Below are 24,036 nucleotides of genomic sequence, written 5' to 3'. Positions count from 1 at the left end.
GCCGGCTGGTTCGTATCGAATCGGTTCATCGGAACAGCTTGCTCATGTCGACGTTGCGCTGCAGTTGCTGGCGCATCGCTTCCATGTCTTCCTGCACGCTCGGCACATGGGGCGCGTCCCAGCGCACGCCGTTCACGTAGACGGTGCGCCAGCGCAGGTAGCCCCAGACGAACGAAAACTCGCGCCCCGAATCCTGCAGCGCGAGCCCCCCGGTGACTTTCGGGTCGGTCAGGATCGCGCTATCGGTCGGCGCGGTTGCGTCTCGGGCCGCACGAGCCTTCTGCGCGGCCTGCTGCGCGGCGTCGTAGCGTTTCAGAACATCGATCTGCTGCGCGGTCAACGGCGAACGCGGTTCAGGCTCCGGCGCAACGTTGACCGCCGGCCCGAGCCCGAGCGCCCCTGCTCCCATCGCCTGCATGATCTGCGACGGTCCCGGCACGCCGAGCTGCTGACGCTTCTTCCACTCGGCATGCCGGCGCTCGAACTCGGCCTGGCGCGTTTTCAGCGCGTTGATCTGGTTGTGATTCCACACGTCGTCGTCGTCGCCGAGCGGCTTGAACCACGCGCGCGAATCGTGCATGAAGTTGTCGTACAGCGTGCTGATCGGCGCTTCCGGCGGCCCCATGTTCCAGTCACCGCGCACCTCGAGCCACTGCTTCCATTTCTCGTCGAGCTGCAGCTGGAAGAAATCCTCGGCGCGCTTGGCGCTCGCGCGCACCAGCGGGCCAACGAACGGAATCGAGGACTGCAGGCCCGCGGCGATCGGCAGGACGGCCGGCGACATGACGGCCGCCGCCTTCGGGTTCTGCGTGATCTTCCGGCTGACCGCGTTGCCCGCGTACCGGCTTACGGTCGGTCCGCCTGCTTTCTCGCATTCGAGCAGGTCGCGCCATTCGAGCCGCAGTTCCTCGTTCGCACTGTCGAGATCGACGGCATCCTGCGGATAGGCGGCCTTGGCGGCGAGAAACGACGGTTGCGAACGCAAATTGTCGAGCCGCATCTTCCGCCAGCGCAGGTAAAGCCCGTAGTGCGCACGCATCAGGCCCGGCGTGCCGTACTCCTTCGCGTAGTAGTAGCTCGCACTCGTGTTCACGTACGCGGAAAACGCGCGCGTGAGCGCCGGCGAAATCGCGAACGCCGCCGCCGCTTCGGCGGCGACGCCCGGCCCCTTGATGTCGAGCGGGACACCGGCCTTGCGCGCTTCGCGATACATGTCGAGCAGCGGCACCTGCGACAGCTTGTCCGCATCGCCGGTGCCGCGCCCCTGTTCACCCGGCCCGTAACCGCCGCCGACATCCGAATGCACGCCCGGATAGACGATCTCCTCACGCCCGTCCAGCGACGCGTCGATCAGGTCGAGCGGAAACGATCCGCGCGGCTCGTGGGCCGCGACCATGTGGACGCAGCGGCGCACGTACTGCGGCACGCTCATCAGTTCCTTGCGCCCCCAGCCGCCGTGCCCGTCGAACAGCGTTGCGGCCGTGCTTTGCGCGATGCCGACCGACGCGACCGTATCGAAGATGCCGAGAAAGTCGTACGACACGGGTACGCCGCACAGGCTGAAATCGGGATCGAGCGCATCGGCCAGCCAGTTCGAGAACGTGCGGGCCTCGGCCGCGCCGCGCGAAAAACCGAACACGTACAGCCGAATGCGCTGCAGTTTCGGCTTGCCCTTGACCAGCAGATCGCCGACGCGGGCCTGCAACTGCGCGCAGCGGGCCCGCAATGCGACGCGGCGTTTCTCGTCCCACGCACGCATCGTCGCGGTCCAGTTCGCGGTATCGACTTCGCCCTTGAGCTGCGCCCAGATCGTGTCCCGATCCCAGGTCAGTTCGATCCCGTTCTGCTCGGCGGCCATCAGCTTCAGCGCACCGACGCTCGAACTGCCGCGTGCGTTGATGTCGCCGAGACTGCCCGGCTTGGGCGGCGTACCGCCGAGATCGATGCCCTTGAAATTCAGGTCGACGCTGACGGCTTTCGCGAGTTCCTTGTCGCTCTTGCCGAGCGCCGCGGACAGCGAATTGCCGAACGCGTGCGCATGCACGACGTTGTGGATCTGCAGCAGCGCCCAGTTGATGCGTCCCTCGCCGGCCCACCCCGTCGCGGCGCCGGCCGCTGCCTGCAGCCCGACGCCCTGGTCGCCGATCTCGTCGACGAACGGCGTGCCGACGCCGGCCACGTAGATGGCGCTGTGATACTTGTCGCGGGGAAACACGTCGAACAGCCGCGCGACGTTGCTGTGCTTGCCGCCCGCACGATCGCGATCGGCGTTGTTGCGCGTGCCGTCGAAGAAGATGCCCACATGCAGCGTCTTGCAGCAACTCATCCCGTCGTCGTCGTGCAACCGGCGCATGATCGCGTCCTGCTCCTCCCGCGTGACGACGCCGACGTCAGGCCGATCGGCGCTCGCGAAGCGGAAACTCATCGCGCAATCCTCCTGTCGGGATTCGGGCACTGCGGGTCGCTGTTGCGCAGCGTGAAGTGCCCGGGACACGCTTCGTCGGGCGCCTGCAGATTTTCGGGGAAGCCGCGGTAGCCGGGCATCCACTGCGACGCATAAACCTTGATGCGGTCGTGCGGAAAGAACAGGACCCACAGGAAGCCGTCCGAGAAGGTGTCGTAGCGCTCGACCGGCACGACCCGGCTCGCGAGCGCCTTCGGATCCTTTCTGTACAGGTTGTCGTCCCGCCACTGCAGATTGACGGTCAGCCCCGGATGCCATTGCTTCGGCAACGCGACGCAGCAGATGATCGCGCCGCCGCCGCTGCCGATGCGCGCCGGCACCGTCCCGCCCCAGGTGCCGTCGACGTAGAACGCACCGATCGGAACGTCGGTGTAGTTGAGCGCATTCAGCTTCAGCCCCATCGCGCCGGATTCGGCCGCCGCGCTTGCGACGCCCGACACACCGCTCGCCGCCCCGGCCGCATTCGACGCAGCAGGCGACACGTCGCTCGCGCGCGAGCATCCGGCCGTGCCGAGCAGGATGGCCGCGCACATCAGCAGCCGAGCGGCAAACATCGTGGAACCGGCATTCAAACTCATCTTGTCATCCTCTTGTCCGACGCCGTCCGGCGCGAATCACTATCCATTGCGTACCCCGTCGCATGCATTGCCGACACGTCCGTGTCGTCGCCTGCACGCCAACCCGTATCGTTCTATGCGGACGACGTCGCCGGTGCCAGTTCCGTCACCAGATACCCGGCCGCCGCGAGCGCATCGAGCGCGGCCCGCGACGCCGCCGCGGGCGGCCCGTCGTGCCGCGCCCACGCCGTGCTCACGCACGCATGGACTTGCGACGGCGTGGCCACCAGACGGCCGAAACTCTCCGGACGCTGGCGAACATGAAAAATCAGCGTGTCGATCTTCGCTGCCTGCCGAAGCCGTTCGATCTGTTCGCCGTCGAGCACATATGGCTCGCCGCTGCGCCCTGCGTCCGCCTCACCGTCAGCCGCCTCGCCCGCAGTGTCGAAATCGAGCGCGACGAGCGCCCCGGTGCGGTCGAACACGTGCCACGCATCGATGCCGTCCGTGAAGCGGCGGCGCTGGGCGGGCGTCAGCGCCGCGAGCCATGCGGGCAGGCAACGCGTATCGGCGAGACGCACCAGAAACGCTTCGTCGTCGGCCGCCGCAATCGCCTCCATCTGTCCGCGCAGATGCGCGGCAAGCGCGACCGTCTCGCGCGCGCCGTGCAGCAGGCTCACCATCGGCCGTCCCGACGTCTCGCGCAGCACGATCTCCAGTATCGCCCCGCGCGCCGCCGCGTCGGCCGGCAACGGCACGACGCACGGCGAAATCGCCAGCAGGTCGTCGCCGTCGTACATGCCTTCGTACAACGCGATGACGGCATCATTGCGCGCAACTGCGTGCATCCGCTCACGCAGCGCTGGCGCGAAGCCCATGTCGAGCAGCAGATGCCAGCGGCCGCCCGCCGGCGCGCGCTCGACAAGCGCATTCAGCCGGTCCGGCGTGTCGTCGGGATAGCGGTCGATCCAGTCGGTCGCGTCGATCGTCATGTTCAGATCGCCTTGCCCGCGAGCGCGCTGCCGGACTGCATCGCGTGCAGCAGGCATTCGACGCAGACCTTTTCGGGAAACTGCGGCAACGGCGTATTCAGTTGATCGGGGCCCACGAATGCATGCTGCGCGGCATACACGACGAATTTACCCGGGCAGCCGAACGTGACGTCGCCGCCCTCGATCGTCACGTGCGCACCGCCGCTCACCGCGAGATGCACGGTCTTCTTCGCGGCGATCTCGACGTCCGCGCTCGCGGACGCGAGCTTCAGATCGTCGCGCGCGCGCAGGCCCAGCACATCGCGCTGCGCCTGCAGCGTCAGTCCGTCCTTGCCGGCGATCATGCTGATGCCGACGCCGTCCGCATGGCTCGCACCGGCCAGCCAGCCGATGCCCTGCCCACTATGAACGCGCAACTGCTGCGCGACGGCGAGATTGAAGTCGCCACCGCAGCCGAGCGACAGCGTTTCGCCGGCCGCCCATTGCAGCGCCTGCCCGGCGACCATCCCGTAGCCGCCCCGCGCCTCGATGCCGAGCACGGGGTCGCCCGTATGCGGCAGTGCGTTGCCGGCCGATCGCTGTGCGGCGTCGGCCGACGCCTGCGTGTAGCCGTTCGCGCCGACCGTCGTCGCGAAGCTCTGCGCGAGCGCGTCGAGCGGCGCGGCACTGCCGTTGAGCGACGACTGGCCCGCCTGCTCGACGCCGCGCTGCGCGGCGAACGGCAGCGTTCCGTGCGTATCGGCAGTCTTGTCGAACCGGCCGACGAGTGCCGCATGCCGCGCGAGCAGCGCCTGCAGCGCGGATGCATCGCCCGCCGGCTGCACGGCGCCGGCGGGCGCATAGCTCGACACGAGCAGGCCGCGCGTCGCACGCATCGCACCGTATGCGTCCGTGCGCAATTCGACGCCCTGGCCGCGAAAACTGCCGAGATAGTTGTCCGCCTGATGACGCAGGTGACCGAGGTTCAGTTGCGTCGCCGCGTGCGTGGTCGCCATCTGCAGGCGTCCCATGCCGTCGGAATCGTCCGCGACGAGCTGGTTGTGGCCTTGCCCGTCGAAGCCCTGGCTCTTGAAACCCGACAGCGCGCCGGCGTGATTGTGGCGATCCGTGCCGCCGCCGGCGCCGTGCCACGCGGGGCTCATTCCGCCCGCGAGATTGCCCTGCGCGCTCGGCGCATGATCGCCCGCCTGCGTGTAGATCGACGCGTCGAGCGGCTTGCCGGCCGCACCGCCCGGCGAAGGCGGCTCGCCGCCTTCGCCGCGGCCGTTGAACAGGCCGCCGAGCACGATGGGCCGGTGGATCAGCCCGTGGTGAAACTGCACAAGCACTTCATGGCCGATGCGCGGCACCTGCTGAAGGCCGTGCCCGTCGCTCGCAAGCCGTTGTATGGCGCGCGTCGGATAGGTGCCCGCATCGTCCTGCGCCTGCCAGTGAAACCGCACGCGCAGGCGGCCCTGCGCATCGGTGTGCACCGGCCCCGTCGAACCCGCCTGCGCGCTACCGGTCGGACCGACGACGATCGCCGTCTGCGCGCCCAGCGCCGTCGGCGCCGGATTGAGCCGCTGCCCGGTTCCGTCGGCCAGCGTGGGCCGCCAGACCTGCGTTCGCGGCACCGCGTCGAACCGGTTCGCGTAGCCGCCGGTCTTCGCTTGCCGAAGCACGCGCGGATCCAGCGCCGCCGCCGGCAACGGTCCGAGCCGCCGTTCGATGGCTTCCATGACGGTCGCCGGAAGGTTGTTGATCCCGACGTGCTCGACGCGCGTCAGCAGAAAATCCTCAGGCGCCGCGGCGCCGCGCACCGCCTGCCAGCCGGCATCGACGAGTTTCAGCGCGCGTCCGGTGCGCGCCGTGCGCAGCGTGCCGTAGCCGGTCCAGACACTGGCGCGCGACACGATCGCATCGGCCTGGCGCCGTACCGTGTCTTCCGCTTCGCGCAAGTTGTCGAACGCCTCCGGCCCGACGTCGTCGTAGAGCTCGCGCACGCCGTCCGGCCTGCCGAGCGTCGTGCTCGCGGTGGTCGCCCGGTTCACGCGGTAGTCGCTGCTGATCAGCGTGATGCGATCGGCCATGAGCGACAGCGACTGCCCGATCCCGAGGATCACGTCGTCGGCGCCGGTCGCCGCGCCGCTCGAGCGGCGCGGCACCCCGCCGCGCCGCGCGGACGTATCGTCCTCGGCCAGTTGCGCGCTGTCGTCGAACACCAGCATCGTGTGCCCGGCAGGCGCGTCCTCGTCCTCGACGAAACAGAACCCGAGCCCGGCCTCGGCCAGCAGATGCTGCACGAATTCGTAGTGCGTATGGGTTCGGTACTGCACGCGATATGCGGCCGGCCCCACCGCGTCGAGACGCCGACCCGCATCCGGCGTGAGGCGCCACCGCGCGATCCCCGCGTACGGCGCGAACACCGTGTCGAGCACGTCCGCAAGCGTCTGGTTCACGAAGGTCCGCTCGTCGCGGGCATGCGTGAGTGCCGCGAGCCACGGCACGATCCGGAGATGGTAGCGGGCGAGGCCTGCGTCGTAACCCATGCACTCGGCCTCGGCGACGAGGCCGCTGCGCAGCGTCGTCGTGCCGTTCGCGAGCGTGGTGCGAATGGCGGCACGCTGCCCGAGCATCGCGTCGAGATCCAGTGCGGGATCCGTCGACAACGCATCGACGTTCCATTCGAAGAGATCGGAGAGCGATTCGCGGCCGGCCCAGCGCTCGATTTGAAATGCGGCGAGCGCACCGGAGCCGTCCAGCGAATACAGGCGATTGAATGCGCCGAAAAGAGACGCAAATTCCGTGATGACGCTCATGCGGTTCCCGCTCTCTCAGGATTTGACGTTTTTAAATGCATATTGCTGCGACCAACACGGGACGATGCACGATTGCCGGCATCGCGATCGCCACGCCGAACCGGCAGGAAACGCGCGGGATTCCCCGCAACACCACTCGTCGGCGCGCTGAACTCGCGCCAGTTGGGCCGAGTGATGCGCCCCCATTTTAAGTAAGCTATTTTAAATTACACCGTCAGCATTCGCCATAGGCAAACAGCCTAGATTTAAAAATTCATCCCTTGACGCGCGGTCTTCACGCACGATAATGACTGCCTTCAGTTCGAAAGATACATTACGATCCAATCGAATCAGGCAATTATTCCCGAAAGGTAATAAATACCTGATTCGGCCGGAATCGATTCGAAAAACGTTGCCGATCGCAGTCGCGACGCCGCCCGCACCCGGCGGCGAAAGCCCGATGCATCGCCGACGATCCAGCCAGGAGGCCCATCCGGATGACTCAACCCTTCATCGTCCTCGGGGACAAGCATAGCCATGGCGGCACCGTGACCAGTGCGTCCACGCAGTCGTCGGTCGACGGCCGCGGCATCGCACGCCGCAACGACACGGTGACGTGTCCGATCCACGGCCCGAATCACATCGTCGAAGGCGACGACACGATGATCGTGCAGGGCGAAGGCGTCGCGCGCGACGGCTACAAGACGGCCTGCGGCGCCGCACTGATCGCGAGCCGGACGGCCGGCAGCGACGGCAACTGACACGCGCCGCCGCAAGTCACGGGAGAATCGAGGGAAATGATCACGGGGTTGCGCAAGACGGCATTTGTCGCCGCGCTGTTCGTCGCGGTGTGGGTCGCCGTGTTCGCTTGGTGGAAAACGAGCCGGCATGCACCGACCACCAAGGAGTTACTGCTGTGCGGGCTCGTACTGCCGGCGGCGCTCGCCGTCTGCGCGGCATGGCTGCGCCGGGGGCTCGGCCAGCGTCCGGCGCTCGCGGCCGCCGTACCGCCGAGCGCACCGGCATCGACCGACGCCTCTGCCGCGCAGGACCCCGCGTCGCACACCTGGGCGGCCCTGCTGCTCGACAGCAGCGTCAGGCTGCCGACGGGGGCGACGACCGCGGACATCGATGCGGCGGCCCGGGAAGAACGTTCCGTCGCGCTTCATCCCGAACTGCGACGCCCGGACGGAACCGGCGTATTCGCGAGCACCGTCGACTCGGTATCGCTCGACCGATTCGATGCAAGCCTGCTCGCGCCCGACGCGCGGGAAGCGCTGCAGGACGAGCACTGGCGCGGGCTGCTGCTCGCCGCCGATGCGCTTGACGAATTGCGCGAACGTCATGCCGTGTTGTCCTGCGCGGGCGCCGACGCGCCACCGATCAGGCTCCACCTGCTGATGCCGGAGCGCTGGCAACCGGTCGCCGCCACGCTCGCCGCATGGCTCGATGCGCACGCCGCGCGCGAAGCCGTCGCACCGGGCATCGCGCGCGCGCAACTGCGCACGGTCGCCGATCCCGTACAAGCTTGGGCGGTCGTCGACGAACTGATCCAGGCATTGCACCTGCAACCGTCCGGCGATCTGCACCTCGTCCTCGCGTTCGACTCCACCGCGAGCCGGGACGCGGTCGACGCGCTGGATCGCGCAGGCCGGCTCTACGGCCGCGATCGGCCGAACGGCATGCCCCCCGGCGAAGGCGCATGTGCATTGCTGCTCGGTCATCCCGACGCGCCGCATGCGACGCCCGTGCCGTCGGTCCATCGGCTCGCGTCCGCGCGCCGCGCGGGCTCCGCCGATCACGGCAAGGCCGAATCGACAACGCTCGGACAGTTGCTCGCGGCGGTCAATACTCGACTGTCGACGTTGCGTCCCGATCTGTCGGCATCCGGTTTCGTCACCGACGCCGATCAACGCAGCAGTCGCCGCACCGAAGTCGTGACGGTCGGCGAGCAGCTCTGGGGCAACACTGCCGCCGAGCGCAGCCGCCACCTCGGGCTTGCAAACGGAACAAGCGGCGCGGCGCTCGCACTCGCCGCGCTGGCCGTCGCCGCCGATCGCGCGACAGAGGGAGGGCAAGCGGTATTTGCGGCATCGGTCAGCGATCCGCTCGTCCGCGGGGTCATGCTCGTCACGCCGGCGATGACGGTCGACACCGCGGCGGCGGCGCCGCAATCCGGAACGGTCGCCGCATGAGCGGACGCGCCGGCGGGTGCGTCATGACGCGTGCACGCGTCCGTCTACACTGGTATCGAAGCGCATGAGCGGCGCGGCTACCGATGCCGCTGCCCCGCGGCGGCGAATTGCAACGCGTGCCGCCGCTCGATCGGCCTTGCACGCCGTGCACGCCTCCAATTTCCCGCGTGCGCAAGCGCAAGCGCCGTCGCCCACGACCGATCGTCGGCGGCGGCCGAATCCGTCACCCGCGCCGCACCCAGATCACCTTGCCGTCGCGAATGCCGAGATTGCGGCGTTCCTCCCGGTAATCCATCGTGCCCGGCAACGATTTGCCGTCGCGCTCGAGCACGCGCCACGGGCAACCATCGAGCAGCGCGGCCGCATCGGCCTCGGTCTTGCCGACCAGCGCGTCGTCCGGCCCCGCGTCCGCCTTGCATGCCTGCGACGTGACTGCCGGCTCGCCGTTCATCATCATGCCGCCCGCGGTCGCATTCTTCGTTTTCATGTCCGTGCATCCCGCAAACGTTGCGCCCGCAACCAGCGCCATCATCATCGCGATCGTCTTCTTCATCGGTTTCTCCCTTGCGCGCCCGGCGAAACAGGTGCGGCGCGTCTCGCCCGCATGGCGTTGCATACATGATTGGTTTGCGCGCATCGCCAGCCGTGTTCCGGCGGATGCCGGCCGGCCAACCGCGACCTCGCGCGCTTTGGCCGCGCCGGTTCGGCTAGCGGAGCCTCGGGGCCGGCCCGAAGCCAAAGCCAAAGCCAAAGCCGCCTGCATGTTACCGCAGGCGGTCGGCCGCCACGGCGCGGCGCCCATGCATCGCGCAGCGCCGCGGCTCAATCGCGCCGCCCCATGCATGCCGATGCAACGCGGCGCTCGGGCCCGCCGTCGACAACCGGCTCAGAACTTGTACGTCACGCCGGCCATGCCGTAGTAGTTGCTGCGCGTCTGGACGATCGGGCTGTCCCCATAGCGCCCCAGCAGCCGCGTCATGCCGCCGGTCGCGTGCACCGCCCAGTGCCGTGACAGATCCCAGTTCCACGCAAGCGACAGCGTCGCGCTGTCGACCCCGCCGCTCGTCGAATATGGCCGGAACCCGCTCGTCATCGACTGCGCGTCGGTCACGCCGTAGAACGTCTGCATGTAGCGGCCCGTGCCGGCATGCACGCTGCCCGTCACGACGACCGTGTGCCGCGCGGCCGTAAACACCGGCACCGCGAGGTCGACATGCCCGGACAGGCCGCGCGACGCATGCGTGACCGGCGCGTCGATCGTGACGGTCAGTTCACCGCCGTCCAGCAGCTTCACGCCGGCACGCAAGCCGACGAGCACCGAGCCCGGCACCCGCCCCATCCCCTTCAGGTGGTTCGAACCCGGCAGGTCGAAGCGGTTTTCGTCGGCGCGGCCCGCGTCGTAGCCCAACGCCGCCGACACGAACGCGCCGTGCGGCAAGTCCAGCCGGTAGCCGGCGCCCTGCGTGCCGTCAATGAAGAAGCCATTGCCGAACATCGCGGAAAACGACGGCGCGACCACGCCGCGATACTGGTTGCTCCCCTGGTAGCGCGGGGCGAATCCGCCGCCGAGCGATATCGCATACTGGTTTTCGGCGTGGGCGACGGCGGCAAGGGTCAGGCCGGCAAGCGGCATGCAATAGCGGAAGGAGCGAAGAGAGGGGCGCACAATATTGAAATAAGAGTGACGGAGCCCGCAGTCTAGGGATCGCCGCGCGCCGGGACTGTCCGGAATCTGCGGTGAATCTGTGCGCAAATGTGTTCGATTGTTCCTGATTGTCGTACGGCCGCCCCGGCCGTCGGAACGCCGGATAGAATTCGCGTGCCGCGCGCCCGCGTGCAGAAGTGGAAGACGACGCGCGCATTCCGAGGAGACCATGAAGAACGACAATCCGCTCAAATACCGTGTGCTGCTGATCGAGGACGACGACCGCCTCGCGCAGCTCGTGCGCGAATACCTCGACGGCTACGAATTCGCGGTGACGGTCGTGCGGCGTGGCGATCTCGCCGTCGCCGCGGTACGCGAGCACCGGCCGGCACTGGTGATACTCGACCTGATGCTGCCGAATCTCGACGGGATGGAAGTCTGCCGGCGCATTCGCGCGTTCACCAACATCCCGGTGCTGATTCTCACCGCGCGCGCCGATGTCTACGACCAGGTCGCGGGCCTCGAGACCGGCGCCGACGACTACGTGACGAAGCCGATCGAGCCGCGCGTGCTGGTCGCGCGCGCCCGCGCGCTGTTGCGCCGCGCGCAGCCCACCGCGCCGGAACCGGCCGCCGCCGAGCCCCAAGCCCTCGTGTTCGGCGAGCTGACGATTTCGCCGCCGAACCGGACGGTCACGTGGCGCGGCGAGCCGGTCGACCTGAAGACCACCGAATTCAACCTGCTGCTGATCCTCGCGCGCGCGGCCGGCACCGTGCTGAGCCGCGACGACATCCTGAAGCAGCTGCGCGGGATCGAGTTCGACGGGCTCGACCGCTCGGTCGACTCGGGCATCTCGAAGCTGCGCCGCCGCTTCGAGGACGTTTCGTCGGAGCCGCACCGGATCAAGACGATCTGGGGCCGCGGCTACCTGTTCAGCCCTTCCGCCTGGGACGAGTAAATGCTGCGCCCGCTGATCAAGCTGTACCTCATCGTGATCCTGTGCGGCGCCGCCTCGATCGTGTTCATCCAACTCTCGTTCGACAGGATTTTCTACGAGCGCGCGGCACAGGCGCAGCGCGATTCGCTGACCACCTACGCGTTCGTGCTGAACGACTACCTCGAACGCCATCCGGGCGCGCAGCGCATGCTCGCGCTGCGCGAACTCGCGCAACACGGCAACGAACGATTCGGTTTCGTGACGATGGCCGACGCCCGTGCGCAACTGAGCGGCGCGCCGCTGCGCGACCTCGACGCCGGCAAGATCGCGATCAGCTACGACGGCAGGAACTACTACATGCCGCTCGCGGACGGCTCCGTGCTCCATGCGCGCCCGATCGAGCCCGCCGACCTCGACATCAAGATCTATGCGTACCTGGTGATCGCGTTCGCGGCGCTGTTCGCCGTCGCGCTGTGGACCTCGTATCACTGGCGCGACCTGCGCCGGCTGCAGGAGGCCGCGCGTGCGTTCGGCGCGGGCAACCTGTCGACGCGCGTGAAGCTGTCGGGCCGGTCGAACATCTACGAGCTGTCGCAGCAGTTCAACGACATGGCCGAGCGCATCGAAGCGTCGATCAAGCAGCAGCGCGAAATGATGCACGGCATCTCGCACGAACTGAAGACGCCGCTCGCGCGGCTCGAATTCGGGCTCGCGCTGCTCGCGGAACCCGACGAGACGGGCCGCATGCGCGAACGCCGCGACGCGCTGCGGCGCGACGTGCGCGAGCTCGACGAACTCGTGACCGAGCTGCTGACGATCGGCCGGCTCGAACAAGGCGCGAGCCAGCTCGCGCCGATGGAAGTCGTCGTCGACGCGCTGCTCGACAGCGTCGCCGGCAACGTCGCGAACGACATCGTCGATCGCGACATCACGCTCGACGTGTCGGCGCTCGGCGCACCCGCGACCCACGTGTGCGACCCGAAGCTGGTCGCCCGCGCGTTGCTGAACCTGATCCGCAACGGCGCGCGCTACGCGTCGCGCACCGTGCTGCTCGCCGCCGAGCGCAACGCATCCGGCGCGCTCGTGCTGAGCGTCGACGACGATGGCCCCGGTATTCCGGCCACCGAACGCGCCCGCGTATTCGAGCCGTTCCAGCGACTCGACTCCAGCCGCGACCGGCAGACCGGCGGCTTCGGGCTCGGGCTCGCGATCGTGCGGCGCGTCGCGCTGGTGCATGGGGGCGACGTGCGGCTCGAGGATTCGCCGCTTGGCGGCGCACGCTTCGTGATCACCCTGCCCGCGCTGACGCTGCCGGACAATCTGCTCGATTTGCCGGACACCCTCGCGCGCACCGACGCGTTCGGCGGCAACGCCGGCATGGCCGTTCCGCGGCAATGAAGCGCGCGGCAGGCGCCCCGGCCGCCTTCGCCTGACCGCCGCCGCCGGGGCGCGCGCGCCGCTCAGCGGCGGCGCAGCAGCGCGACGAAGAACAGGCTGCCGAACATCGCGGTCACGATTCCGATCGGCAGATCCTCCGGCGCCGCGAGCGTACGAGCGGCCACATCGGCCCATACGAGCAGAATCGCACCGGTCAGCGCGGCCACCGGCAGCAGCCTGCCGTGCTCGGCGCCGACGACGCGACGGCACAGATGCGGCGTCACGAGCCCGACGAAGCCGATCGCCCCGCTCACCGCCACCATCGCGCCGGTCGCGAACGACGCGACGACGAAGACCTCGCGCCGCATCCGCGCGCTTGGCACGCCGAGCGCAGCCGCGGCAACATCGCCCGACATCAGCGCATTCAGTTCGCGCCGGCGCGCGTACAACGCGCCGCCGGCAAGCGCCGCGCATACGGCCGGCACCGGCAACAGATCCCAGCGCGCGAGCCCGACGCCGCCGAGCATCCAGAACAGCACCGACGACGCTGCGCGCTGGTCGCCGAGATACAGCAGCAGGTTGCCGAACGCCGCCATCATGAACGACACCGATACGCCGGCGAGCAGCAGCCGGTCCGATTCGAGCCGGCCATGCCGGTAAGCGAGCGCAACGACGCAAGCGGTCGCCGCGAGCGCGCCCGCGAACGCGGCAGCCGACAGCGTAAACGGGCCGAATGCCGCACCGGCCATCACGGTGACCGCGACGGCGCCGAGCATCGCGCCCGCGCTCACGCCGAGCAGGTGCGGATCGGCCAGGCGGTTCGCGGTCGCGGCCTGCAGCGCCACGCCGACCGCTGCCAGCGTCGCGCCGACGATCGCGGCCAGCAGCGCGCGCGGCATCCGGATCAGCCAGACGATGCTGTCGTCGCCCGCCCCCGCCGCGAACGCGCCGGTCTCGCCGAACGCCGACACGATGTGCGTGGCGACGATCCGCACCGCAGCCGGCATCGCAATCGGCGCCGGGCCGAACGCGGCCGACGCGACGATCGACACGACCAGCAGCAGCGCCAGCGCCGGCAGCACCACGCGCATGTGGGGCCGCGATGCAGGCACGCGCACGCTCATCGCGCCGGCCCGGCGAACGCGGCCGGATACAACGCGCGCGCCAGCGTCTCGACGGCCGCGACGTTCTCGGGGCCCGGCGTCGCCGCGTCGTAAGGAATCGCGACGAAGCGCCGGTCGCGGATCGCCGCCACGCGAGCGAGCGACGGCTGGCTCAGCAGGAACTGCTGCTTCTGCGCGGCCGTCACGGCCGAATAGTCGACGATCACGATCACTTGCGGATCGCGCGCGACCACGCTTTCCCAGCTCACCTGCGTCCAGCTGCGCGGCACGTCGTCCATCACGTTGCGCGCGCCCGCCGCGGCCAGCAGCGCGGTCGGCATCGCGAGAGCGCCGGCCGTCATCGGCTTGTCGGTGCCGCTGTCGTACACGAACACGCGCAGCGGCTGCGGGCGCCCGATCGTACGCGACACCTCCGCGAGACGCGCACGCATCGCGGCGACGACCTGCGCGGCGCGCGCGTCGACACCGAAGATCCGGCCGAGATTGGTCAAGTCGCGGAACACGTCGTCGAACGAGGCCGCCGACTGTTTCATCACGTGCGAGCACGATTCGGTCAGCTCGTAGGTACGGATGCCGAATGGCGCGAGCGTCGCGGGCGTCACCGGGCCGCCGACATGCATCCCGTAGTTCCAGCCCGCGAGATAGAAGTCGGCGCGCGCGGCCGCCAGCACCTCGAGCGACGGATACTGGCTTGCGAGTTCAGGCACGCCGCGCAGCGCATCGCGCACGCGCGCGGTGCCCGTCTTCCAGCCGCCGATCCCGGTGTAGCCGACGAGCCGGTCCTTCAGGCCGAGCACGAGCATCATCTCGGTCAGGTTCACGTCGTTGCTCACCGCACGCGTCGGCGCGCGCTCGAACGTCACGTCGCGATCGCAACTGCGCACGGTGACGGGATAGGCCCCCGCATGAGCGGCCGCGCAGCCGAGCATGGTCGCGGCAACCAGCCGACGGGACAGGGATGACAAAGCGGAGGACAAGACAGGAAACGGCATGGCGGTCATTCCGGATGAAGCGGCGTGATGCGCGGCCGGCCCGTGACGGGATGGCGATCGACGAGCACGGCGACGCCGAACACGTCGCGCAGCAGCGCTTCGGTCAGCACGTCGGCCGGCACGCCCGATGCGACGACCCTGCCGTGCGCGAGCACGTGGAGCCGGTCGCAATACGCGGCCGCGAGATTGAGGTCGTGAATCGTGGCGAGCGTCGCGATGCCGAGGCGTCGCACGCGCGCGAGCAGTTCGAGCTGATGGCGCAGGTCGAGATGGTTGGTCGGCTCGTCGAGCAGCAGCAATTCAGGCTGCTGCGCGAGCGCGCGGGCCAGCAGCGCGCGCTGCTTCTCGCCGCCCGACAGCGACGCGAAGCGTTGCGCACGGCGCTCGACGAGGCCGACGTCGCGCAATGCGGATTCGACGATCCGGCAATCGTCCGCCGTCTCCGCATCGAACGGCCGCAGGTGCGGCGTGCGCCCCATGCCGACCAGTTCGTCGACCGTCAGCCCGAATTCGTCCGGCGTCTCCTGCTGCAGCACCGCGATGCGCTGCGCGACCGCGCGCGGCCGCATGCGCCACACGTCCTGCGCATCGAGCGCGACGCGGCCGGCATCGGGCCGCGCGTAACGGAACACGCAGCGCAGCAGGCTCGTCTTGCCGCTGCCGTTCGGGCCGACCAGCCCGACGAACTCGCCTTCGGCCACGCTCAGCGTCACCGAATCGAGCACGGTGACCGCGCCGCCGGGAGACCAGTTCACGCGCTCGATATCGAGCATGTGCGCCACGGGAGGCTCGTCGCGCCGCATCAGAAGCGCATCGTCGCGACGAGCTCCGCCGACCGCGACGGGCCGAGCAGCCATTGCTCGCCGCCGTTCGACGTCGTCACCGCATACGTGCGGTTCGCGAGATTGCGCAGGTACAACGCCAGCTCGGTGCGCGACGTCGGTTGCCAGCGCAGCGACGCATCGAACACCGTATAGGACGGCACCTGCACGCGGTTCGCGTCGTCGCCGTACGTCGCGCCGACGTAACGCACGCCCGCATTCGCCTGCCAGCGCTCGGCAAACGCCCAGCCGAGCCAGAGGTTCGCGGTCTGCTGCGGCACGTTCGACGGCACGTTGCCGGCCCGCGACACCGTTGCGCCGCCGGTCGTCTGGTTGAACGCGTCGTAGCGTGCACGCAGCAGCGCGACGTTCGCATCGACCGTCCAGCCGTGCGGCAGCCGCGCGCCACCGGTCAGCTCGATGCCGCGCGACGATTGCCGGCCGACCTGCTGGCGCAGCGCGGGATTGAACGGATCGGTACTCAGCAGGTTGCGCTTCGTGATGTCGTACACGGCGAACGTCCAGTATGCGCGTCCGTCGAGCAGCGTCTGCTTGAGCCCGGCCTCCCACTGCTCGCCGGTCGCGAGCCGGTAGCTTGCCTGCGACGCGGACAGCGTCACGAGCGAGCCGAGGCCCTCCGCGCCCGTCGTGTACTGCGCATACGCGCTGAGCGTCGGCGCAACGTCGAACACGAAGCCCGTGCGCCAGCCGACATTCGCGAAACGCTTGTCGAAGCCCTCTCCGGTCGCGGCCTGCTCGCGACTGAACGCGATATGGTCGTAGCGCAGGCCGCTCACCCACGCGAGCCGCGGCAGCACTTCGAGCCGGTTCTCGGCGAACACCGCGGCCTGCCGCGCCCGCGTGCTGAACTGCAGCACCGTCGGGTCGGGGCTCGTGAACACGCCGGGATCGAAGCCGTGCGCGGGCACCGTGGATTCACCGCCATACGGCGAATTGTTGGTGCCGCTGAACGTGATCTGGCTGAATTCCGTGCCGACGACGAAGCGGTTCGCACGGCCGAACAGCGTGCCGTCGAAGCGTGCGCTCAGCCGGTCGCCGATCTGCCGCTGATGGTGGCCGATGTCGAGATAGTCGCCCCGCGTGACGAGACCCGTCGCGGCATCGAGCGCATACGATTCGGCGTTGCGCCAGTGGCGATTCGACGTCAGGTAGTAAAGCTGGTTGTCGATCGTCACGCCGGCCGTCGGCCGGTAGCGGGCCGACAGGCGCGTCCACTGGTCGTAGTAGGACATCGTCGCATCGGCGACGTTGTAGTTGAGCTTGCGCAGCGACGGATCGAGCACGCCGTTCGGCGCCGGCACGCCATAGTAGGTCGCCGGCATCTGGCGGCCGTAGTCGAAATCGAGCGTCAGCGTGAGCTTCGGGCTCACGTCGAACTTCAGCGCGCCGCCAACGGCCGTCGTATGCGTATCGGCCCGCTCGGCGAGACCGTTCGCGCGCGCATCGCTCGCATAGAAGCGATACGACAGCTGCGAGCCGAGCGCACCCGTCGTATCAAACGCGACGCGCTTCGCGCCGTCGAGGTCCACACCGACCTGCAGCGTGGTCTCGCGCATGCGCTGCGGCCGCTTCGGCACCACGTTGACGACACCGCCGATCGCCCCTTCGCCGTACAGCACCGACGCCGGGCCGCGCAGCACCTCGATACGCTCGACCGACCACGTATCGAACGGGAACGTGATCGTGCCGGCAGCCGGCATCAGCCGCACGCCGTCCAGCAGCGTCATCACCGATTCCTGCCCGCTGAAGCCTCGCACGCTCAATGCGGTGCCGCCATTGCCGGGCGCCATCGCGCTCGAGAACCCCGCAGTGCGCGTCACCGCGTCGAGCACCGTGCGATCGCCGCGCGCGTCGATCGTGGCGGCCGTGACCGTCTCGACGCTCGCGGGCGTGTCGAGGCTCGCGAGCCCGAGCCGCGAGCCCGTCTCGAGCGGCTGCGTCAGCGGGTCGGCCGGTGCGGCTTGCGCGCTGACGTTGATCGCCGGCAGCGCATGCCGCTCGTCCGGTGCGGGTGCGGCCGCTTCGCCGGCCATCGCGCCGGAGGTCGCCATCGCGCAACCCAGCAGGGTCGTGCAGCTGCGTGCGCGCCACGCGCGAGCCTGCCGGCGCGGCGCGGCAGCGTGCCGCTCCCCGCGCGCCGGGTTGAATCTGGTGTTCGTCACGTCGTATCGGTCTTTGGATGAAGTCGCCGCGCGCGGCCGCACCGGGTAGCCCGGGCGGCCGGCAACGCAAAACGTCAGATGATACAAAATATCAACCCGATTCGTCGGGAATTTGTCAGGGTGAGCCAACCGCCCTGCCGACGGGTGTCGCGCGCCGCGCTACCGCCATCCGGCCCGGCAAGCCGGTCGACGCCGAGTACCGCGCGTAGTTGAAGTACTGCGTGTTGCCGTGCGGCGAAAGCAGCCCGTTCGGCACCGTGTCGACGCCGAACGAACAGCGGATCTGTCCGTTCTCCGTGGCCGACGCCGGAACCTGAATGTCCCAGGCGATCAGGAATGCCAATGACATCCGTCGCAATGCGAATTTCATGTCGTCTCCTGACCGGATCGTTATCGTGTCATCGCCGGCCAGGGAAAATGCCATGTAACGTGCACGACAGCGGCGAAACAGACGACGCTCGGGGAATCCGTTCTTCGTGACACGGAGAAATGCACAACGGTGCAGCACCTGCCTGCGCTCAGCGGCCGACTTCCTTCCATTTGCGCGCGAGCCCGAGACGTTCGAAACGCTCGATCAGGAACTCGGTGAAGACGCGGATCTTCGCCGGCTGGTGACGGCGGCTCTGGTACGCGATGTTGACGGTGAGCAGCGGCAGTTGCCAGTCGGTGAGCACCGGCACCAGCTTCCCCGCGACGATATCGTCGTGAATGATGTAGAGCGGCTGGATCAGGATGCCGAGCCCGGCAAGCGCCGCGGCGCGGATCACCTGCCCTTCGTTCGCATCGAGCACGCTCTTGATCGTGACCGACCGCTTCTTCGCGCCGTGGCGGAAATGCAGGACATACGGGTCGTTCGCGAGGTTGTAGACCAGCAGCCGGTGGTCGCCCAGCGCATCGGGCGTCTCCGGCGCGCCGTGCTTCGCCAGATACCCGGGCGACGCGGCCAGCACGCGCCGCGTCTCGGCGAGCTTGCGCACGGTGATGCCGGAATCCGCTTCATGCTCGCGTGTGCGGATCGCCACGTCGATGCCGGCCTCGATGAAATCCGGATAGCGGTTCGCCGCGACGATCTGCACGTTCAGGTTCGGGTAGCGCCGGTGAAACTCCGGCAATGCGGGGGCGATATAGATCGACGCGAACGATACCGACGCGGTCACACGCAGCGTGCCGGCCGGGTTGACGCTCGCTTCGTTGACCGCCGCATCGGCCTCCGACAGCTCCATCAGGATCGCGACGCAGCGCCGGTGATATTCATGCCCGGCGTCGGTCAGCCACAGGCGCCGCGTGGTGCGTTCGACGAGCCGCGCACCCAGCCGTTCCTCCAGCGCGTTCAGGCAGCGGCTCGCCGCCGCGCTCGACATCCCGAGCCGCTCGGCGGCCTTCGACAGGCTGCCCAGCTCGGCGACCTGCACGAAAAATTCGATCTGGGTCCACTTGTCCATGGGTTCGATTCTTCCACCTGGCGGAGAACAAAACTCCTCCCCACCCTCTTTTTTACGATTCAAGGAAGAATTAATGTTACGTCTGCGCACCATCCAACGACATCAGGAGACACCCCCTATGCGCAATCTCGACGAAGACACCATTACGCAGGCGGTGATCGCGTCGCTCGCCGGATGTCGCGACGAGCGGTTGCGCACGGTCATGACCAGTCTCGTCCAGCACCTGCATTCGTTTGCGCGGGAGACGAAGCTCACCGAGGCCGAATGGCAAGCCGCGATCGGCTTCCTGACCGCCGTCGGCCACATCACCGACGACAAGCGTCAGGAGTTCATCCTGCTTTCCGACGTGCTCGGGCTGTCGACCCTCGTCACCGCGCAGAATCATGCGAAGCCGGCTGGCTGTACCGAAGCGACCGTATTCGGCCCGTTCTACGTCGAAGGCAGCCGCGACTTCGGTATGTTCGACGACATCGCGAACGGCGCGTGCGGCGAACCCTGTTTCGTGTCGGGCCACGTGCGCGGCATCGACGGCATGCCGATCGCGCACGCGTCGCTGGAAGTCTGGCAAGCCGACGAGGACGGGCACTACGACGTGCAGCTGCCGGCCGACGACGGCTCGGTCACGCACCGCGCGCGCGGCCGGCTGCGCACCGGCGCCGACGGCCGTTACGCATTCCGCTCGATCCTCGCCGAGCCGTATCCGATTCCGCACGACGGCCCCGTCGGCGCGATGCTCGACGCACTCGGCCGTCATCCGTGGCGCCCCGCGCACCTGCACTTCATGATCGAGGCGCGCGGCTACGAAACGCTGATCACGCACGTGTTCCGCGACGGCGACCGCTATCTCGACTCCGATGCGGTGTTCGGCGTACGGTCGACGCTCATTGCCGACTGGGTCCGGCACGCGCCCGGCATCGCGCCGGACGGATCGCGCATGGACACGCCGTTCTACACGCTCGACTACGACTTCGTGCTCAATCCTGCGGCGCGCGCCGCATGATCCGCCACGTCTCGGGCAGGTCGTCAACGAGGACGATCCGCGCAAGCACGCGCGCCATGCGCGTGCTCGTCGACGCATCGCACGGTCTCGCGCGCCGGTCCGGCAAGCGCATCGAACGCGTCGACGTGCCGTCCGGCGATGCGACGCTCAGCCGCCGATCTTGAACGTCGGCAACTGCTGCCCGAGCCGCGCGCCCATTTCCGCGCCCAGCGCCTGCAGCGCGTTGAACGGCCGGATCATGACCTCGAATTCGACGATTCGCCCTTCGTCGTCGAAGCGGATCATGTCGATCCCCGTCAGCGCCTTGTCGCCGACAGCCGCGCTGAACTCCAGCACCACGCTCTTGCCGTCGCCGGTAACGAACTGCCGGTGATAGGCGAAATCCTCGAGGATCGTGATGACCGTGCGCAGCGCCAGCAACAGCGCGGGCGCCGGCCCGTAGGGCTTGAACGCCATCGGCGAACGGAACACGGCGTCCGGATGGACGATCGATTCCAGTGCGCCAAAATCCTTGCGTTCGATCATCGCATGCCACTTGTCGAGCGATTGCGCGACAGCGGGTTGAAGATGCAGCGGTGCGTTCGTCATCGAAGACTCCAGTATCGTCGGGCGGAAAAAAGCGAATCAGTCTCGAACCTCAGAGGGTGGCGGCAAGCGTCGTACCCTGGTGAATCGCGCGCTTCGCATCGAGTTCGGCCGCTTCGTACGCGCCGCCGATCACGTGCACCTTGCGCCCGGCCGCCTCCAGTTGCGCCGCCAGTTCGCGCAACGGTTCCTGTCCCGCGCAGATCACGACGTTGTCCACCGGCAGCGTCTGTTCGACGCCGTCGATCGTCACGTGGAATCCCTCGTCGTCGATCCGTCCGTAGGTCACCGCCGACGACATGCCGACACCGCGCGCCTTCAGCGCCGTGCGGTGGATCCATCCGGTGGTCTTGCCGAGCCCGTCGCCGACCTTCGACGCCTTGCGCTGCAGCAGATGGATGTGTCGCGCCGCCGGTTCGGGCTGCGCACGGCGCAAGCCGCCTGCGTTCGCATACGACGGATCGACACCCCACTCGGCGAAGAAGCGGTCCGGGCCGCCCTGTTCACCGTCTTCGCGATGAACGAGATATTCCGCAACGTCGAAGCCGATGCCGCCGGCGCCGACGATCGCGACGCTGCGACCCACGGCCTTGTCGTCGCGCAACACGTCGAGGTAGCCGAGCGTCTTCGCATGCCCGACGCCATCGATCGGCGGCGTGCGCGGCACGATGCCCGTCGCGATCACGATTTCGTCGAATTCGCCTTGCAGCAGCATCTCGGCGGTCGCCCGCGTATTAACGTGGAGCGTCACGCCACGCATTTCGATCTGGCGGCGGAAATAGCGCAGCGTCTCGTTGAACTCTTCCTTGCCGGGCACCTTCTTCGCGATGTTGAACTGGCCGCCGATCTCGGCGCCGGCTTCGTACAGCGTCACCGCATGACCGCGCTCGGCCGCGGTCACCGCGAAGCCGAGGCCCGCCGGCCCGGCGCCGACCACGGCGATCCGCTTGCGCTGCCGCGCGGGGCGAATCACGAGCTCGGTTTCATGGCACGCGCGCGGATTCACGAGGCACGACGTGATCCTGCCGCTGAACGTATGGTCGAGGCAGGCCTGGTTGCAGCCGATGCACGTGTTGATTTCGTCCGCGCGCCCTTCCCGCGCCTTGCGGACAAACTCGGCATCGGCGAGAAACGGCCGCGCCATCGACACCATGTCGCAATAACCGTCGGACAGCAGCTGCTCCGCGACTTCCGGCGTGTTGATCCGGTTGGTCGCGACGAGCGGGATGCCGACCTTGCCCATCAACTGCCGCGTGACCCAGGCATATGCGGCGCGCGGCACCTTCGTCGCGATGGTCGGAATGCGCGCCTCGTGCCAGCCGATACCCGTATTGATGATCGTTGCACCGGCCGCCTCGATCGCCTGCGCGAGCCGGATCACTTCGTCGAGCGTCGAGCCGCCTTCGACGAGATCGAGCATCGACAGCCGGTAGATCAGGATGAAGTTCGTGCCGACCCGCTCGCGCACGCGCCGCACGATCTCGACCGGGAAACGGATACGGTTCTCGTAGGCGCCTCCCCATGCATCGTCGCGATGGTTCGTGCGAGCGGCGATGAATTCGTTGATCAGGTAGCCCTCCGACCCCATGATCTCGACGCCGTCGTAACCCGCATGCTGCGCGAGCGCCGCGCATCGCACGAAATCGGCGATCGTCTCGTCGACTTCATCGCTGCTCAGCGCGTGTGGCGTGAACGGGTTGATCGGCGCCTTCAGCGCGCTCGGTGCGGCGAGCGCCGGGTGATACGCATAGCGCCCGAAGTGCAGGACCTGCAGCGCGATCTTGCCGCCCCCCGCGTGCACCGCGCGCGTCACGACACGATGGCGCTCGGCCTCCGCTTCGGTCGTCAGCATCGCGCCGCCGGGCGCCGGACGGCCCCGTTCGTTCGGGGCGAATCCGCCCGTCACGATCAGGCCGGCCTCGCCGCGCGCGCGCTCCGCATAGAACGCCGCCATCCGCTCGAAGCCATTCGGCGCTTCCTCGAGGCCCACGTGCATCGACCCCATCAGTACACGGTTCCTGAGCGACGTGAAGCCGAGCTCGAGCGGGGTCGTCAGATGCGGATAGCGCTGTGTCATCGGGGGTCTCCCATTTTTATGCAACAAGTTGCACAGATGTTAGTCGACCGCTTTTGTTTATGCAACCCGTTGCATAAACGCATCCATCATCTTGTACCGTGACCCCGATATGGCAAGATGCGGTTCATTCCGCGGCCTCCTCCAACCCGACATGTCCCTGCCCCACGCACTCCTCACCGCCCTCGCCGAACGCCCCGGTTCGGGCTCCGAACTCGCCGACCGCTTCGATCGCTCGATCGGCTATTTCTGGCAGGCGACGCACCAGCAGATCTATCGCGAGCTGGGGCGCCTCGAAGAAACGGGCTGGATCGAATCGCTGCCGGCCGAATCGGGGCGCGGCCGCAAGCGCACGTACCGGATCCTGCCGGCCGGCAAGAAGGAGTTGCGGCGCTGGATCGCCGAACAGGAGGATCCGACGCCGCTGCGCGAAGCGCTGATGGTGCGTCTGCGCGCGGAAGCGGTGCTCGGCCCGGCCGGCCTCGATGACGAAATCAGGCGGCGCATCGCGCTGCACCAGGAGAAGCTCGACCTGTATCTGCAGATCGAGGCGCACGATTTCCCGGAAGACACTGATTCGCGCACGAAGCGCCTTCAGCACCTGGTACTGCAGGCCGGCATCGCGAACGAGCGGTTCTGGGTCGAGTTCTCGCAGCAGGCGCTCGACGTGCTGCGCTCGCCGAAAGACTGACCGGCTGACGGAGGAAAGGACGATGACGCAGAAAACCGTGCTCTGCCACGGCGATTCGAACACGCACGGCACAGGCCCGATGACGCGTGCCGGCATACTCGAGCGGTTTGCGCGCGAAGAGCGCTGGACCCGCGTGCCGGCGGGTCATTGAAGAAGGGTTGCCTGACGCGCGCGAGCACT

The 24,036-nt window shown here is 68.3% G+C and carries 21 protein-coding genes; 7 read left to right on the top strand and 14 right to left on the bottom strand.

The window, feature by feature from the left end:
* Positions 1-25 precede the first annotated feature (25 nt).
* The 4 genes from LGN17_RS18160 to LGN17_RS18145 form a co-directional block, all read right to left on the bottom strand.
* Positions 26-2,425: a T6SS phospholipase effector Tle1-like catalytic domain-containing protein gene (locus LGN17_RS18160; protein ID WP_226198012.1), complete on the bottom strand. Its 2,400-nt coding sequence runs from the start codon at positions 2,423-2,425 to the stop codon at positions 26-28.
* Complete coding sequence (locus LGN17_RS18155; protein ID WP_226198011.1) at positions 2,422-3,042, bottom strand: DUF3304 domain-containing protein; 621 nt, start codon at positions 3,040-3,042, stop codon at positions 2,422-2,424. The genes LGN17_RS18160 and LGN17_RS18155 overlap by 4 nt, the downstream gene beginning before the upstream one ends.
* A 113-nt stretch (positions 3,043-3,155) precedes the next feature.
* Positions 3,156-4,013, bottom strand: a complete 858-nt coding sequence (locus LGN17_RS18150; protein WP_226198010.1) for a DUF4123 domain-containing protein — start codon at positions 4,011-4,013, stop codon at positions 3,156-3,158.
* A gap of 2 nt (positions 4,014-4,015) precedes the next feature.
* Entirely contained in the window at positions 4,016-6,811 is a 2,796-nt protein-coding gene (locus LGN17_RS18145) for a type VI secretion system Vgr family protein (protein ID WP_226198009.1), read from the bottom strand.
* A 476-nt stretch (positions 6,812-7,287) separates the two neighbouring features.
* Here LGN17_RS18145 and LGN17_RS18140 point away from each other — a divergent pair, with 476 nt between their 5' ends.
* Positions 7,288-7,551: a PAAR domain-containing protein gene (locus LGN17_RS18140; RefSeq protein WP_226198008.1), complete on the top strand. Its 264-nt coding sequence runs from the start codon at positions 7,288-7,290 to the stop codon at positions 7,549-7,551.
* Between the two features lie 36 nt (positions 7,552-7,587).
* On the top strand, positions 7,588-8,985 hold the full coding sequence (locus LGN17_RS18135; protein ID WP_226198007.1) for a hypothetical protein: 1,398 nt from the start codon (positions 7,588-7,590) through the stop codon (positions 8,983-8,985).
* Positions 8,986-9,208: 223 nt separating this feature from the next.
* Here the strand turns inward: LGN17_RS18135 and LGN17_RS18130 are convergent, their stop codons facing one another.
* Together LGN17_RS18130 and LGN17_RS18125 are read right to left on the bottom strand one after the other, a co-directional pair.
* A complete protein-coding gene (locus LGN17_RS18130) occupies positions 9,209-9,538 on the bottom strand; it encodes a hypothetical protein (protein WP_226198151.1) in 330 nt (109 codons plus the stop codon).
* 333 nt (positions 9,539-9,871) lie between these two features.
* Positions 9,872-10,618: a MipA/OmpV family protein gene (locus LGN17_RS18125; RefSeq protein WP_226198006.1), complete on the bottom strand. Its 747-nt coding sequence runs from the start codon at positions 10,616-10,618 to the stop codon at positions 9,872-9,874.
* 241 nt (positions 10,619-10,859) lie between these two features.
* Between LGN17_RS18125 and LGN17_RS18120 the strand changes: the two genes are divergently transcribed.
* Together LGN17_RS18120 and LGN17_RS18115 are read left to right on the top strand one after the other, a co-directional pair.
* Entirely contained in the window at positions 10,860-11,588 is a 729-nt protein-coding gene (locus LGN17_RS18120) for a response regulator (protein ID WP_226198005.1), read from the top strand.
* On the top strand, positions 11,589-12,965 hold the full coding sequence (locus tag LGN17_RS18115) for an ATP-binding protein (RefSeq protein ID WP_226198004.1): 1,377 nt from the start codon (positions 11,589-11,591) through the stop codon (positions 12,963-12,965). It abuts the gene before it with no gap.
* A gap of 62 nt (positions 12,966-13,027) precedes the next feature.
* On the opposite strand, the gene LGN17_RS18110 is transcribed toward LGN17_RS18115, so the two are convergent.
* From LGN17_RS18110 to LGN17_RS18085, 6 genes are all read right to left on the bottom strand, one after another.
* A complete protein-coding gene (locus tag LGN17_RS18110) occupies positions 13,028-14,068 on the bottom strand; it encodes a FecCD family ABC transporter permease (protein ID WP_226198003.1) in 1,041 nt (346 codons plus the stop codon).
* Entirely contained in the window at positions 14,065-15,069 is a 1,005-nt protein-coding gene (locus tag LGN17_RS18105) for an ABC transporter substrate-binding protein (RefSeq protein ID WP_226198002.1), read from the bottom strand. Before LGN17_RS18105 ends, LGN17_RS18110 begins: the two co-directional genes overlap by 4 nt.
* On the bottom strand, positions 15,066-15,863 hold the full coding sequence (locus LGN17_RS18100) for an ABC transporter ATP-binding protein (protein ID WP_226198150.1): 798 nt from the start codon (positions 15,861-15,863) through the stop codon (positions 15,066-15,068). Before LGN17_RS18100 ends, LGN17_RS18105 begins: the two co-directional genes overlap by 4 nt.
* On the bottom strand, positions 15,863-17,953 hold the full coding sequence (locus LGN17_RS18095) for a TonB-dependent receptor (RefSeq protein WP_319000841.1): 2,091 nt from the start codon (positions 17,951-17,953) through the stop codon (positions 15,863-15,865). The genes LGN17_RS18100 and LGN17_RS18095 overlap by 1 nt, the downstream gene beginning before the upstream one ends.
* 226 nt (positions 17,954-18,179) lie before the next feature.
* Positions 18,180-18,434 carry a hypothetical protein gene (locus LGN17_RS18090; RefSeq protein ID WP_226198000.1) on the bottom strand — a complete coding sequence of 85 codons (255 nt, stop codon included), beginning with the start codon at positions 18,432-18,434 and terminating at the stop codon, positions 18,180-18,182.
* A 148-nt stretch (positions 18,435-18,582) separates the two neighbouring features.
* Complete coding sequence (locus LGN17_RS18085) at positions 18,583-19,506, bottom strand: LysR family transcriptional regulator (protein WP_226197999.1); 924 nt, start codon at positions 19,504-19,506, stop codon at positions 18,583-18,585.
* A gap of 118 nt (positions 19,507-19,624) precedes the next feature.
* Here LGN17_RS18085 and LGN17_RS18080 point away from each other — a divergent pair, with 118 nt between their 5' ends.
* Entirely contained in the window at positions 19,625-20,506 is an 882-nt protein-coding gene (locus tag LGN17_RS18080; protein ID WP_175953078.1) for an intradiol ring-cleavage dioxygenase, read from the top strand.
* A 147-nt stretch (positions 20,507-20,653) separates the two neighbouring features.
* Here LGN17_RS18080 and LGN17_RS18075 read toward each other — a convergent pair whose 3' ends face one another.
* The gene (locus LGN17_RS18075; protein WP_226197998.1) at positions 20,654-21,094 is read right to left on the bottom strand and encodes a nuclear transport factor 2 family protein; all 441 of its coding nucleotides are present in this window, start codon (positions 21,092-21,094) and stop codon (positions 20,654-20,656) included.
* Between the two features lie 49 nt (positions 21,095-21,143).
* Positions 21,144-23,168, bottom strand: a complete 2,025-nt coding sequence (locus LGN17_RS18070) for an NADPH-dependent 2,4-dienoyl-CoA reductase (RefSeq protein ID WP_226197997.1) — start codon at positions 23,166-23,168, stop codon at positions 21,144-21,146.
* A 151-nt stretch (positions 23,169-23,319) separates the two neighbouring features.
* On the opposite strand from LGN17_RS18070, the gene LGN17_RS18065 reads away from it, so the two are divergent.
* Positions 23,320-23,856 carry a PadR family transcriptional regulator gene (locus LGN17_RS18065; RefSeq protein ID WP_226197996.1) on the top strand — a complete coding sequence of 179 codons (537 nt, stop codon included), beginning with the start codon at positions 23,320-23,322 and terminating at the stop codon, positions 23,854-23,856.
* A 22-nt stretch (positions 23,857-23,878) separates the two neighbouring features.
* The gene (locus LGN17_RS36525; protein ID WP_264165985.1) at positions 23,879-24,007 is read left to right on the top strand and encodes a hypothetical protein; all 129 of its coding nucleotides are present in this window, start codon (positions 23,879-23,881) and stop codon (positions 24,005-24,007) included.
* Positions 24,008-24,036 lie beyond the last annotated feature (29 nt).

The sequence above is a fragment of the Burkholderia sp. AU30280 genome, from assembly GCF_020420125.1.
In the GTDB taxonomy this organism is placed as follows: domain Bacteria; phylum Pseudomonadota; class Gammaproteobacteria; order Burkholderiales; family Burkholderiaceae; genus Burkholderia.
This window is presented reverse-complemented; position numbering and strand designations above follow the sequence as displayed.